Here is a 14295-nt window from a genome sequence, read left to right on the forward strand (position 1 = left end):
TTGAAGCTAGCGAGATTTTGCAATCTCTTTTATAGTCGATTACTCGACTGTGCTTACTCACTCGTTGTTCAGTTTTCAAAGATCAATTTCTTTCGTTCGCTACCGTGTTACCGAAGCAGCGTGAAGTAATATACCATGTATACTTTTAATGTGCAACTACTTTTTTTCGAGTTACTTTCAGTTACTCTCGCCAGCCTGTCTTGCGGCCGGAGTGATAATATAGCATGGTTTCGACAAATAATGCAAGTTTTTATTTTCCCTTTTCAAAATCACATTCATCTACTCCTTCACCTACATTAACTTCTCTCACTCAACGACTGATTCAACTTCGCCTTCATATCCTCATAGCGATCCAATAAAGGCAGCAGTTGGTTACGTGTTAACGACAACAAGGTGCATTCCGTTAGCGCCGTAATGTTGGCATTACGAGGTGCATCCTTCAGCAGCGCAATTTCACCGAAATGATCCCCATCTTGAAGAACTGCTACTCGTATGTTCTCGCCTTGTGCATTCCTTTTAGATACTTCCACTTTACCACGTGCAATGATATACAATTTATGTCCCGCTTCACCTTGCCGGAAAACATCTTGGCCGCTTGTGATTTTCTCCGTCATCAGTAAATCCTTGATTTCGTGCAGCAGATCCTCATTCATATAAGCAAAGAAAGGCATCTGCCTTAAACGATCGACTTCAATAACAACTTCTCCGGTTTGGGATAATTGGAAGCCTTGCTGCTTTTGCCATAGTCGGTGATAAGCTCCTTGGCGCTCTAACAGTTCCTGATGCGTTCCGTATTCGATGACTTTCCCCTGATGGATGAAATAGATCAGATCTGCATGAGAAACGGTCTTCAAACGATGCGAAACAGCAACTACCGTACGACCTTGATTTGCTCGGGAAATGGTCTCATTCAGTGCAATTTCTGATTCGGGATCTAAGGATGCTGCGACTTCATCCATGAACGTGAGCTCGTTCGAACGCAGTAACGCGCGCGCGATCGAAATTCGATGCCGTTGGCTGACGGACAGATTAGCCCCATCATTTTCGATCCAGGTATCGTAGCCATTCGCCATTTGCATAATCGCCTCATGAACACCGACCGCAAGCGTGGCTTCGAAAAGCTCTTCCTCGGTGGCACCCGGATGACCAATCAGTAGATTTTCGCGTATTGTCGTATTGAATAGATAAGGTTCTTGAAAAATAACACCAGCTTGCGTAAGCAGCGAAGACAGTTGAATTTTACGGAGATCAAGATCATCTACTTGAATAGAGCCTTTTTGCGGATCATAGAAACGCATGAGCAGTTGGAGCAACGTGCTTTTGCCTGAACCACTAGGACCCACCAAAGCTACATAACTCCCCACTGGAATGGATAAGGTTAGATCATGAATAACAGGGTGCGCCTCCGTATAGCCGAAAGTAACATTGTCGAACTTAATCTCGTTAGTCAAAGAGGGATTCTGTGAAGCTTGCTCATCATCCTCCAAATCCGGCTTAATCTCGAGTACTTCGTTAATCCGTCTTATGCCGACTTCACCCTCAATTAGATCAGGTACGACCTCCATAAATTGAATCACAGACACGCCAACTGTATCAAAAACTGAATAAAAAGCAATTAAATCCCCGATGGTCATTGTTCCTTGGAACGTAAAATAGCCCCCTAAACCAAGGATAATCACGTTAATTACGGATAACACCATGATTGGAAGTCGCTCCAGATTAGAGTTAATGAAGCTTCTCTTCACCCCTAGCCGAAACCAGACTTGTAATTGCTTCGTGAACCTATTTTTCATCGATTCCTGCAATTGAAAGCCTCGAATGACTTTAAACGCCTTCATTTCCTCATCCATATTATTTGAAAATGACTCTACAATCCCAACGTACTCCTCGTTGTAGCGCTGCGCGCGTTTATTCAGTAGTTTTTGTGGAACGAACATGAAGATAATTCCGACGAACGCCACCAGCGCCAATTTCCACTCTAATACAAACAAAATTACCGTCCCCACCACCATGCTAAGGCTAGCCAAAATAAGTGTCGAAAACGTCTGCATCATTGCATGCTCAACCGCTGGAATGTCCATAGTGAACCGCGCAACAATATCCCCGATTCGATAGCGTGAGAAGAAATGCGCAGAAAGTTTCTGCGTCTGTTCGTAGAGATCTTTGCGCAGCCCGATGAGAATCGTTTCGTTTAATTTGGACATCGCATAATCGCCGCCGACACCAATTAATAAGTTCAAGACACCGCCAATGAGAAGTGCTAAGAGCAGACCAAAGAATATGGTCATGTTCCGAGGCGTAATCGCATCGTCAATTAGATATTTGATACTTAATGACGTAAAGTACTCGAAGCTGAGTTCAAATAAGAGTGCAATGATGAACACGGTGAATATTTTTTTGCTATTCGCTAGATATCGTAGGACGGATCGGTATAAATAAAGCATCGAGGGTTTCAGCGCCTTTTCGTAGAGTCAGTCAATAGGATGTTAGGAATTAGTTCATTTTACCTATAGTTTACCACATCTGATTTGTGCTCGGGAACGCTTTAATTAACCTTACTAATGAAAAAAGACCTCGTCCACTGGGACGAAGCCTCCTTCTCTCTACTTCCATGCCTATGAAAACGCGATCAATGTTAAACTTGCAAAATCTATACGTAGTACAGAACCACTAGGAATTGGGGCCGGTTGAGAGAGTACAAGTTGGATCCTGTCCCCAAAGATGGTGTCTCACATTCATCCTTATCTTTATCCTTATCTGATGATATCAGGATTACCTCCTACTACTATTTCATTATATTAAATGATAGAGGATGGTGGGTTGTGCTAGACGGGAATCTATTCTTGAATGAGTGAATACCAAATTTATATTTGGTAGAAATATAGAGAAAACAACAGCTGTCTATACGGACCTTAAAGATATCTGAATAACGTTCCGAAACGACAGGAGAATCCCCTAGCTGATATAATAATTAAAGATAGGAGTGTGAATGGGATGAACAAAATGATTGATCAATATATTCGGAATGAGAAAGAGCGCACTTTAGCTAGAAAAGCAGAAGGGTTGGCATCCCTTTTTGCAAAGAGAGCCGCGTTACATGACCAAGAGGGATCTTTTCCATTTGAAAATTTCGCAGATTTGCGAGAGGCTGGGTACTTAAAGCTAACTGTCCCACAAGAATTCGGCGGGAATGGCATCTCGCTTTATGAGCTCGTTATGCTGCAAGAGCGGCTTGCTTATGGGGATGGTTCGACCGCATTAGCCGTAGGCTGGCACATTGGTCAGGTCTTACATCTTGGAACAACTCGAAAATGGCCAGAGGCTATTTTCGCTGATTTGTGCCGCTCCGTCGTAAGCGACGGGACGATGATCAATACCTTTGCAAGCGAAGCAGCATCCGGTAGTCCAAGCCGAGGCGGGAAACCCGAAACGACAGCGCTCCCAACAGCCGACGGATGGCTGATTACGGGGCGTAAAACGTTTAGTACCCTTTCACCGATCCTAGATCGTTTTGTGGTATCGGCTTTTATCCCGGATGAAGACGGAACAGCCGACTTCCTCGTTCATCGAACAGACCAGGTAACTATCGTGGAAACTTGGGATACACTCGGGATGCGAGCGACAGGTAGTCATGATGTGGTTTTGGATCGGGTTTTCGTGGATAAAACCATGAGGCTTTCTGGAAAAGGCGTGGATGATGGCGGAGGCTGGCTTTTACATATTCCAGCTTGTTACTTGGGCATTGCCTTGGCGGCACGTGATTATGCCCTTGAATTCGCTCATACCTATCGACCGAACCATATGATTGAACCGATCTCTTCGCTCCCATCTGTCCAGCATGCCATCGGCGAGATGGAAATCGAACTTCGAACTGCACGTGCACTCCTTTATGCAACGGCGGATCGTTGGGATCAAGAGAAGGTCAACCGACCAGCATTAAAACCAGAGCTAGGCTTGGCCAAGTATGTTGCTAGCAACAATGCGATCAAAGTCGTGGACCTCGCGATGAGAATCGTCGGTGCCGCTAGTTTGTCCCGTAAGCTGCCCTTGGAAAGGTACTATCGGGATGTTCGCGCAGGACTGCACAATCCACCAATGGATAGTACAGTGCTTCATAACTTAGCCAGTGCTGCCCTAGTTGAGAAGTCCTTGTGATACGAGGGAACTGAAGAAATACTAGAACAAATCATCGCGTTTCTTTGCCGAAGACTCCCTGTCCGCTTTCAAAAAATATTCATATCGGCCGAATTTCGCTAACGCTTCATGGTCTGGCAGCCATACCCATTCATCCATTTCCGTCTGGCATCGGTGAGCCCGGAATGCTGCCAGTTTAGCTTTCAAATGAGCTTCTACATCAATTCTCATGACATCCTTATGGGAATACCCAAACCTTTCCGGACGCTCCATCGCATTACCGAACGTTATGAAATATAACGAGTCCAGATGTCCTGTTCGTTGACATGCAGCCGTCGTAGCCTTCCCAATAGCGCAATGATCGGGGTGTCCACCTAACGTTTCGTGAAACGTGAGCACGACATCGGGATTCACATCACGGATTAGAGCCTCAACTCTTGAAGTCAGGCTTTCCTCATCGATAAACTCAACCGTCTTGTCGCGGATATCGAAAAATAGGAGCTGCTGGATGCCCAAACATTTGCAGGCATCTCGTAGTTCAATTTCACGAGCAGCCGCCATCGTTTCCCGATTAAGATAAGGCGGATTGCCCATTCGGCGTCCCATATCACCCCGCGTGGCACTCACCAACGTAATATTGACACCATCACTGGCGTATTTGGCAAGAGTACCTCCACAAATAAAGGACTCATCGTCAGGATGCGCAAATACGGCGAGAAGCTTGTTCACTCTGCCTCTATGGGTAGTATTCATTCTGGAAACGGCTCCTTTCCAATGTGCAGCGCAACGTTCATCCGACCTCGATCATCATATCCAGCCAGTAAAAGAAAGCCGTTCTCATCAATTTCATAATGCGTGATCGCCTCCATGCGCAGCCAACCATGCCCATCGAATCGGAGTGCAGTACGAAATGGTCCTTCCCCTGCTATAAAGGCATGGGTAACCTTGATCTTAAAATTACGAACGAAGACAAACGAAGTCGCTTCGCTATGGATATAGGCTTCAATCCCGATAAAGGACTGAAGCTTGGTTTCAACTTTTGACTTGACTATTGGGATCATCTTGTTGGTCTCTCTTTTCTAAAAGGAATGCATGACTTCATAATCGTATCACAGCTTCATAGTCAAAAAAAGCTGGGTTCATGGTCCCAGCTCCTTCTATACTCACTATTATTTAACTGCCTGCGCTGCAACTTGCTCCCAATCCGATGGTGTATAGTTGCCCATAAACCATAAGGAGACAGCTTGCAGATCATAGAATTTGGCGAGCCAAATTTTCTTGGCAATGCTCTGCGAATCTTCGTAGTACAACACATGGCTGCCCCGCTCGTCGGCGAACGTAGCTTTCTTTAAGAAATACGGCATGGCCCACGTAGCATCCACACCTGGCATCGCCAGCCTTTTCTCAACATCAGCAATGGCTGGTTTAAGAGCAGTTCCGGTTATGCCAGATTTGGTGATCCACTGGTTAGCCTGTTTGGATATGCCTAGTACCAGCTTCTCTTTCGGTATCGATTGAAGAGCTGCAAGGACTGTATCGTTCACTAAGGGTAACGGAGCCGATGGCAACATGTTATCATCATGTGTGAAGTCATAAGCCATAAGGATAACTGTATCGGCTAGCTTACCGATCTCTTTTAAATCATAACCCTTATAATAATAAATTGGAGGAACAGCTACAGACAATGTAAGCGAGCCTAACTGACTTTGTAACTCCTGAAGAAATTGGGTGTAGTCAGCCGCACTTGCCGCATCCCTCAGCCCTTCAAAATCAATACTGACCCCTGTAAATGAGTAGGCTGGATCTTTCAACGTACTGAGTAATGAAGCGATGAAGGCCTTTTTGGCAGACTCATCCTTAAGGAAGTCTTTTAAATTAGCGCCATCATAAAAAACCATTAGTTCCTTCGTGATTTGGGCAGCATCCGCAGCAGCAATGACCTCTTCATAACCATCCGGCACGCGATTAACTGTTGAGCTAATATTCAATGAAGCTGTTCCAGCGGCGGTGTAGGACAAGTTTGACCAACCAAAAATGACATGAGAGAGCTTATCCATCTGCTTAATTGCAGGGTAGGATAGCAGAGCATAATAACCTGTGAAATCGATCTTTTTCTCAGCGATACGCTTATCAATCAAGCGATAAATAACGGCTGCAGCCTGCTTACGAATCAAAGGCTCTTTCGGGTTAAAACCCGCCTGATCTCCCTCCATAATGCCACGATGTGCCGCGTAATACACATAAGGTTTCATTGCCTCATTCATAGAGGAACTATCCTTAAAACTTCTAACAACCTGCTCTTTCTTCCAATCCGTGGTCAGCCATTGTTGACGAGCCGTTTCACTTTCAGACTCTAGCAAAGATTTCCCTACGAGCATTGCAACTTCTTCTCTCGTAATCGTTTGTGCTGGATGCAGCAAGCCCTGCTGATCTAGCAAACTATCAAGCCATTTCCGTTCGTGGACAGCCGAAATATAAGATGCCGACCAACGGTCCTTCGTTACATCTACGGGTATTGTCCCCACGGAGGTTTTATTCTCTATTTTACCTGCCATCACGAGCAACTTAATGAAAGCCTCTCTAGACAGGTCATCATTGGGACGATAAGTCTGATCCTCGTAGCCGTTAATAATACCTAATGCGGATAAGGTGTAAATCGGATCCTTGGCATAGTCTCGTTCCTCATCCTTGAAGGGCTGGAGTTGTACATCATAGGCAAAAGCGGTATTTGCAAACAATAGCACAAACAGCGTGCCGAATAAGATTGTCTTTTTCATCATAAACTTCGTCTTCCCTCTCCCTCTATATCTGCGATTGCTAGAATTGGTACTAATAGCAACATAGTAATAGACGCTTTGGGCTGGTGTTTAGTTACGTCAAAATGAAAAAACCGTCCTATCACATGTTGTGATTATGGACGGCTTGCTTCCTGGGACCCTCTGATAAAGATGTGATATTGCTACTTTTTCTCCACTAACGAGTTAGCTTCCTGAAAGTAAAGTACATGATTAAATAACAGCGAAAGTAATTTTCGCATTGATTTGATGCCTGCTTTGTTCATTATATTAGCAAGATGAATTTTGACCGTTTTTTCGCTGATTCTACAACGTTCGGCAATTTCATGATTAGAAAAACCATAGATAGCGACCATCAGGAAAATTTCCGACTCTCGCTTCGTAATTTGATACCTATTCGAAAATACATCCATCGAGTTACCTGTTTCCTGAATTAGAAACTCATTCATACGCTCGTAATCCGTGCTACAGGAGGCATGCATGTCCCCATTGTTCTTATCAAGCAAGTCTTCTTTCAAGTCGTACTCCCTCCTACTCAGGGTTACGTTCCAATAATTGTTTCAGCGGAAAATATAAGCTTAAGATTAGAAGAATGCCACCTAGTAAATTCCATAAAATCATCAACATCTGGACATGCCTCCTTGAAATTCCATAATTCCTCTATCTACATTATAGATGCTACCAAAGACCTATCCAAGATGAAGAAGTTCACTAGAAATGCAACATTTTCGACACTTTATGCGTTCTATGTATGACTTAAGTCATGTTTATGCTAAAATGAATAGTAAATAATGCTTTGTATTTGAGGGTAAAGATATGGACGTACATTTAAATAAAAACATGACTCTCACCTTGAATATCATCGTGATGGGCACAACACTCTCACTATTGTTTCATACAAGTAAATTTTCGGTAGGACTTCTGCTATTGGCTTGTAGCTATGTGGCTGCTGTCCTTATGCGGGATTACATCCTAAAGATTGCTCTGCATAGTAAGAGCGGTTTCCAATTTTTATACGCTCAACTCGCTTTGGCGCTTGTTATCTGTGTATGGTCGGAAAGTTATTTCTCACAAATTTTCCTCTTAATTCTCATTGGCGAGTTCACCTTTCATCACGGAAGAAAGCATGCCATCATCTTTACGATCGTCAATTATGTCTGTATTCTGCTAGGCGTAATGATCTATCGTCAGTTTCCGCCTTTTGAGGATATCTATTTACTTATTCCTAGAGTGATTGATTTCTTTGCGATCTACGGGATGAGCTTGCTTGCTAGGATTGCATTTCAACAAAAGAATCAATTAGCAATCGATAATGAACAACTACGAATAGCCTCTATTGCGCTGGAGCAAAAGGCCAAGTTACAAGAACGAACGCGAATTTCCCGCGATATTCATGATTCCGTTGGACATACGCTGACATCGGCGTTAACCGGATTACAGACTGCCGCTCATGCTTTAGAGAAACACAGATATCTTCTGGCTCAAGAGATGATTGATAGAACAAAAGAAAGTATTCTCAGAGGGTTAAATGACGTACGAAGCTCAGTCCATTTGTTGCGAGAAAGCTCTCCCGATCACTGCTTCATACCTGATCTTATTAAGCTGATCGATGATACCAAAAAGCAAACGAACGTGGAAATCGCCTATATAATCGACACAATGACTCCTGATTTGACACCCATTATTGAGATCACGATTTACCGTGCACTACAAGAAGGTTTGACGAATGGCATTCGCCATGGCTTAAGTACTTATTTCCACTTCTCTCTCTCTTATCACGATGAAGTCCTTCGCTTCGTTTTATCCAATAATGGTCATACACCGACCCACATTGTTTATGGCTACGGACTCCATGCGATGAAAGAACGAGTGGAAGATGTTGGAGGAACGTTATCCATACGTAACAATCGCGTATCTGACGGAGTAACGCTGGATATAGCCATACCCTTCAGTCGAAAATGATCGGAAGGAATGATCGAATTGTCTCAAACAACCATTCTTATCGCAGACGACCAACCCCTCATCCGCGATGGATTAGCAGCTATTCTAGGTATGGAAGAAGGATATAAAGTGGTAGCTACAACGGGGGATGGCATAGCCACCATAGAACAAGTACAGTTGCATCGTCCTCAGCTCGTTATGATGGATATCCATATGCCCAAGCTTGATGGCTTAGAGGCTACCAAACAAATCAAAGCCGAGTTCCCTGAGATTAAGGTACTTATTTTGACCTCATTCGAGGATGAAGCCTACATATGGGAAGCAATACGTCACGGTGCCAGCGGTTATTTAGTGAAAGGCGTCGAGACGAAAAAAATACTTTCAACGATCCAGGTATGCTTAGATGGTGGCATTACATACCCGCTAAGTATTCAGCCGCGCCTTGTCCAAGCACTACGTTCCTCAGAGGCGCATGAAGAACGGGCATTGGAGGAAAACCTCCAACCGATTGGATCACAACCACAAGATAAGAAGCTGTCTGGCCTATCTGTTCAGGAACGGAACATTCTGAGGAATTTGAAACAAGGGAAGTCGAATCAAGCTATCGCTTCTGATATGTTTTTGACCACGGGGACTGTGAAGAATTATTTGAGTGCTATTTATAAGAAACTAAATGTCACAGGACGGTCGGAGACGATTGCTTATTTGCATGAGAATGATTTGTAGGAGATCAAAAGATGAAAAAGGAGTAAGGTTCCGTGAACCTTGCTCCTTTTTGTTGTAAGAAAAACAGTGATATCAAACATTAGAGGGTCATCGCTTGTCCGTACCGAGCTAGAAAGGCTTCCTTTTCTTTAAAATCCGGCATGATGCTGCCTACGCGTCGCCAGAAAGAACGATCATGATTCATATGCAGGAGATGGCATAGTTCGTGAATGATGACATAATCGATCACTTCGACCGGCGCCATGGCTAGACGATAGTTGAACGTTAGCTTTTTATCCGAGCTGCAGCTCCCCCACTTCGTTCTCGACTCATCGATCTCGATCGTCTTGGGTTTGACTTTCAGCTGGGTTTGATAGGTTTTAATGCGCTCCGTAACAACCTTCTTGCAGCTCGCGAAATAGAACTTCTTCAGGTTAATTTTCAACTCGTCCTGCGAGAGACCATTCGTTTCAATTAACTCCTGGAGGAAATAATATTTCCCAAGATGAAGGAACTTGCCTTCGTCTTCATATTCTCTGACTTTGGGGATGGGTTGCCGCGCTTTCGCGATGGCGTTTAGCTTGTCTAGGATCGACTTGCTGTGTTGTTGCACAGCGTTGATGATTTGCTCCTGACTGGTGTCGTTGGGAACTTTAACCGTGATAAAGCCCGTGTCATCGATGTGAATGTAGAGCTTCTTACGGATGGCATATTGGATGTTGACGTCTATGGTTGTGTTATCGAGTTCGATTTTCATAAGGACTTATCTTTCCTTTTTATAAATTCAATAATGTGTTCAACGGTTTCCTTCTGCTGTTGTTCAGTTGAGATCGTCGCTGTTCCATCGCCTTTTTGAGGACCGTAATTTCCAAATTGCGCATGGTTGCCACCTTCGACAACGAACACATTCTCTTGGTAGGTTATCTTAGATTTGTCCAATACACCATCCAGCGAGCCATACACGGTTAGTGCATTACTCGGTGGAATATCACCGTAGATGTAGGCGCCTAGTAAGATTAACCCCTTAATCTGTTCTTGATGCTTAGAAGCATAATTGCTTGCCATTGCTCCGCCTAGTGAATGTCCACCGATATACCAGTTTTTGATTTCGGGAAGTTTTCCAAACACGTTATCCGCAGCATTGCTATTCAAAAACGCAAGGTTAAACGGCATATCAACCAGCACACAGGTTATCCCGTTTTGACGTAATTTCTCCAGCATGGGGAGATAAGCAATATGTTCAACCTTTCCGCCAGGATAGAAAATGAAACCCGTCTCGCTCGGCGTTGATGGCGAAAGAATGGTGAGTTTTCCATCTGTTGTGATCGTCTTTTCATTGATCAAGGCGTCCTTGGACACGTCAACGGCATGATAATAATTGGATGCATAAATTAGAAATGCCACTGCGAGTATAAGAACAAGGGAAAGAATTGAAATAAGCGTTGTTTTGAGCCATTTTTTCATGTGTTGGCCTCCGTTTTATAGGTATCAGCGTTTCCTATTGTATCAAAGTATATATAAAAAAAGCACCCAATAAACGGGTGCTTTTAATCTTTATCATGCAACTATTTACGCGTTCCCATACCGCCACCGGCTCCGCCTCGACCACCACCACCGCGCGATTGGGTAATCTGAGTGATTTTCTCTCCATTGACCGTCACATTGCCGCCATTTAATTGAGCTGTACCATCCGCATCAAAGGCGGAAACTGCTTCTACATCAATGGTTCCTCCATTAATATAAAGATTACCGTTTGAATCAAATGCATCTGTATCACCGCTAGCCATTTTCACATGGATGGTACCGCCATTGACTTCGATCACCACGTCAGAATTAACTTTGGATGAGGCATTGATGCCATCATTTTTCGCATACAACGTAATCTGACCATCATTGATTTTGATAGAGTTGGCCTCAATGCCTTCTTCACTGCTCTCAATATTGATGATGCCGCCATCGATTTGAACAAAACTGTTGCCACGGATGGCATCATCGGCAGCGTTGATCTTTAATGTGCCGCCTTCAATGTAGATATACCCCTTGGAAGCATCCTCATCATTTTCGCTGTGCAGGCCATCCTTAGCGGAATTGATTGTAATCGTGCCATCATTGATAAGAATCGCATCATTTGCCTCTATAGCATCCGCAGATGACTGAATGGTATATACGCCGCCAGTAATTTTGAGGTCATCTTTAGAAGAAATACCATTGCCTGATTTCGATACAATGTCTAAGGTTCCGGTTCCATTGAGGGTCATATCTGCTTTCGAGAAAATGACTGCATCCAGATTGGTCTCTCCATCCGCCACATAGCTTCCCGAAACCTCCATATGGTTCTTACTGCCAGTGGTTGTCACGAATACTTTATCCGCTCCTTTCACATAAATGGCGGGTGAATCTTCATTCGTTATGCTAACGCCATCAAGAACGATTTGAACTTTGGCATCATCGGCAGCATCGATCACTACCGTCACATTGTCTACCTCTCCGCTTAAAACATAAATGCCTTCCTTATTCAAAGTCACATCTTGATTGCTTACCAATTTCATTGTTGTGGCCGTTGCAAGATCTGCCGACTGTTTTAAATCCCGATCACTGAACAACTCCGATGTGGAAACTTTCGTTGTTGACGTTGCTGTTGACACTGCTGTTGGCGCCGAGCCTGCCGTCACGGTCGAAGTTGCCGGTTTGGTAGTTGCAGCAGCATCCTCGCTACCTACTTGTGAGTTAGAGCAGCCCACAGCGGCTACGCTAAGTAATGCGGCTAAAGTTATAACACTTAGACTTCTCAGTTTCTTGTTTTTCATGAATTAACACTCCTCGTATATTAAGTAGTCATCATCTGTTTAAGCATCCAAAAGTATTATCGCTTCCTAGCTTAGTTAGATCATAAGACAGCTAGCTTAAATCAAACTGAAATAACGGACAAAAAAATCCCTACGTCACTATTCCAGTGATGTAGGGATTTTTTTGAATTAATCTAGAAGTTAAGGAATTGTCCGCGACTACTCTCATTAATTAAATACTTGATAATTCGTTTCACGACATAATTAGCGGCTTCACTAATGGAAGACTTGCTTGCATCGATTTCGATTTCCGGGTTATTAGATGAACCCTCTGTGCTCGAATTGCCTGCAAACGATCCGTTTACATAAACTTCAATATATTCTTTACCAATGATCTCACGCGCGGTTTCTTGGCCGTTAGTTTTCAGAGAATCATTTGATACCAAAGCAATAAGTCCAGCATCGTTCATCAATTTCGCAACTTCTGCTAATCGCTGCAACGATTCTCCCTGACCATTCTTAAGTAACATCGTATGATGGCCTGTCGATACCAAACGTTTCTCGACTTCTTTCGCAAGAGCCGATTGGTCTGAAACCGAACCAGTGAACCAAAGGGTCAAAGGATTCTGACCTTTTTGCTGTGCACGAACATCTCTGGTGATTTCCGAATCTAACTGTACAGCATTATCGGAGCTTTGAAGGATTTGCTCAATCACTCCGCAAGCTGATGTCATATTGGTGACACGATCGATCAGAATAAATCCGCCGATGCTTTTATTTTGTTCGAAAGAATCAATAACGATAGCGTCAGATAATGAGAACTCACATTTGGCCAATTCATTTTTGACAATATGATCGGTTGGCACCGTTTTTCCCGTATTAACATCAATTTTATGCGTAATGGCTATTACGGTACCTGGCAGAATTTTCGTTCCGACTTTGACCAGATAGTTCTTGCCTGGCGTCAGTACAGAATCATCCATCCAAAGAATCGTAGCACTAAAACTGTCTGCCTCTTGAAGCTGACTATCCTTCGTGAATACACAGCCCCGCGAAACGTCGACTTCCCGATCCAATTGAATGGTTACGGGCTGTCCCGCATAGGCGTAATCACGATCTTGGTCTCCCACGAGGATCCGTTTAACTTTCGCCTTCTCATGACTTGGCAACGTTGTCAGCTCATCGCCAACCGCGATACGCCCAGCCTCAATTTGGCCTTGGAAACCGCGGAATGTATGATCCGGACGGCATACACGTTGAATCGGCATCATAAATTGCTTCGCATTGTCGTTCTGATGTACGTCCACATTTTCCAAATATGGCAGCAAGGCAAGGCCTTCGTACCATGGCGTATTTGGCGATTTTTTCGTTATGTTATCCCCTTCTGTGGCAGAAACAGGAATCACCTGAATGCTTTCAAAATTGAACTCAGCAGTCAACTGCAAAAATTCTTGTTTGATTGCATCGAATATTTTAGGATCAAAACCCACTAAATCCATTTTATTTACAGCTAAAACGAGATGTTTAATACCCATAAGTGCGCAAATCCGAGTGTGGCGCTTAGTTTGGGTGATAACCCCTTTTTTTGCATCCACAAGAATGATAGCCAAATCCGCAAAAGATGCGCCTACGGCCATGTTACGAGTATATTCTTCGTGTCCAGGAGTATCCGCTACGATGAACGAACGGTGGTCCGTCGTAAAATACCGATAAGCCACATCAATCGTAATCCCTTGTTCGCGTTCCGCAAGTAACCCATCAAGAAGCAAGGAATAGTCAATTTTGCCGCCGCGGCTGCCAAGTCTACTGTCTAGTTCTAACGCTCTTTCCTGATCGGCGAATAATAGCTTAGCCTCATATAGCATATGTCCGATTAAGGTGGATTTTCCGTCGTCTACACTTCCGCAAGTAATAAATTTAAGCAGACTTTTCAT

General features: G+C 43.8%; 12 protein-coding genes. 3 read left to right on the forward strand and 9 right to left on the reverse strand.

What is annotated here, in order from left to right; all coding sequences use genetic code 11:
- Positions 1-296: 296 nt before the first annotated feature.
- A complete protein-coding gene (locus HQN88_RS28560) occupies positions 297-2444 on the reverse strand; it encodes an ABC transporter transmembrane domain-containing protein (RefSeq protein ID WP_173118927.1) in 2148 nt (715 codons plus the stop codon).
- Between the two features lie 550 nt (positions 2445-2994).
- Here HQN88_RS28560 and HQN88_RS28565 point away from each other — a divergent pair.
- Complete coding sequence (locus tag HQN88_RS28565; RefSeq protein ID WP_173118929.1) at positions 2995-4155, forward strand: acyl-CoA dehydrogenase family protein; 1161 nt, start codon at positions 2995-2997, stop codon at positions 4153-4155.
- Positions 4156-4176: 21 nt separating this feature from the next.
- Here the strand turns inward: HQN88_RS28565 and HQN88_RS28570 are convergent, their stop codons facing one another.
- From HQN88_RS28570 to HQN88_RS28585, 4 genes are all read right to left on the reverse strand, one after another.
- Positions 4177-4887 (reverse strand): PIG-L family deacetylase, encoded by a 711-nt coding sequence (locus HQN88_RS28570; protein WP_173118931.1) that lies wholly within the window; start codon positions 4885-4887, stop codon positions 4177-4179.
- Positions 4884-5195, reverse strand: a complete 312-nt coding sequence (locus HQN88_RS28575) for a DUF1806 family protein (protein WP_173118933.1) — start codon at positions 5193-5195, stop codon at positions 4884-4886. The genes HQN88_RS28570 and HQN88_RS28575 overlap by 4 nt, the downstream gene beginning before the upstream one ends.
- 108 nt (positions 5196-5303) lie before the next feature.
- Positions 5304-6914: a glycosyl hydrolase family 18 protein gene (locus HQN88_RS28580; RefSeq protein WP_173118935.1), complete on the reverse strand. Its 1611-nt coding sequence runs from the start codon at positions 6912-6914 to the stop codon at positions 5304-5306.
- Between the two features lie 179 nt (positions 6915-7093).
- A complete protein-coding gene (locus tag HQN88_RS28585) occupies positions 7094-7447 on the reverse strand; it encodes a helix-turn-helix transcriptional regulator (RefSeq protein ID WP_173118937.1) in 354 nt (117 codons plus the stop codon).
- Between the two features lie 298 nt (positions 7448-7745).
- Between HQN88_RS28585 and HQN88_RS28590 the strand changes: the two genes are divergently transcribed.
- Together HQN88_RS28590 and HQN88_RS28595 are read left to right on the forward strand one after the other, a co-directional pair.
- Positions 7746-8891, forward strand: coding sequence for a sensor histidine kinase (locus tag HQN88_RS28590; RefSeq protein ID WP_173118939.1), 1146 nt, complete (start codon positions 7746-7748; stop codon positions 8889-8891).
- Positions 8892-8909: 18 nt separating this feature from the next.
- Complete coding sequence (locus HQN88_RS28595; protein WP_173118941.1) at positions 8910-9596, forward strand: response regulator transcription factor; 687 nt, start codon at positions 8910-8912, stop codon at positions 9594-9596.
- A gap of 79 nt (positions 9597-9675) precedes the next feature.
- Here the strand turns inward: HQN88_RS28595 and HQN88_RS28600 are convergent, their stop codons facing one another.
- The 4 genes from HQN88_RS28600 to HQN88_RS28615 all read right to left on the reverse strand — a co-directional run bounded on the left by HQN88_RS28600 (position 9676) and on the right by HQN88_RS28615 (position 14295).
- Positions 9676-10332, reverse strand: a complete 657-nt coding sequence (locus HQN88_RS28600; protein ID WP_173118943.1) for a M48 family metallopeptidase — start codon at positions 10330-10332, stop codon at positions 9676-9678.
- Complete coding sequence (locus HQN88_RS28605; protein WP_173118945.1) at positions 10329-11039, reverse strand: alpha/beta fold hydrolase; 711 nt, start codon at positions 11037-11039, stop codon at positions 10329-10331. Before HQN88_RS28605 ends, HQN88_RS28600 begins: the two co-directional genes overlap by 4 nt.
- 101 nt (positions 11040-11140) lie before the next feature.
- The gene (locus HQN88_RS28610) at positions 11141-12382 is read right to left on the reverse strand and encodes a carbohydrate-binding domain-containing protein (RefSeq protein WP_173118947.1); all 1242 of its coding nucleotides are present in this window, start codon (positions 12380-12382) and stop codon (positions 11141-11143) included.
- A gap of 173 nt (positions 12383-12555) precedes the next feature.
- The gene (locus tag HQN88_RS28615; protein ID WP_173118949.1) at positions 12556-14295 is read right to left on the reverse strand and encodes a GTP-binding protein; all 1740 of its coding nucleotides are present in this window, start codon (positions 14293-14295) and stop codon (positions 12556-12558) included.

It is taken from the genome of Paenibacillus qinlingensis, from assembly GCF_013204845.1.
Classification (GTDB): domain Bacteria; phylum Bacillota; class Bacilli; order Paenibacillales; family NBRC-103111; genus Paenibacillus_E; species Paenibacillus_E qinlingensis.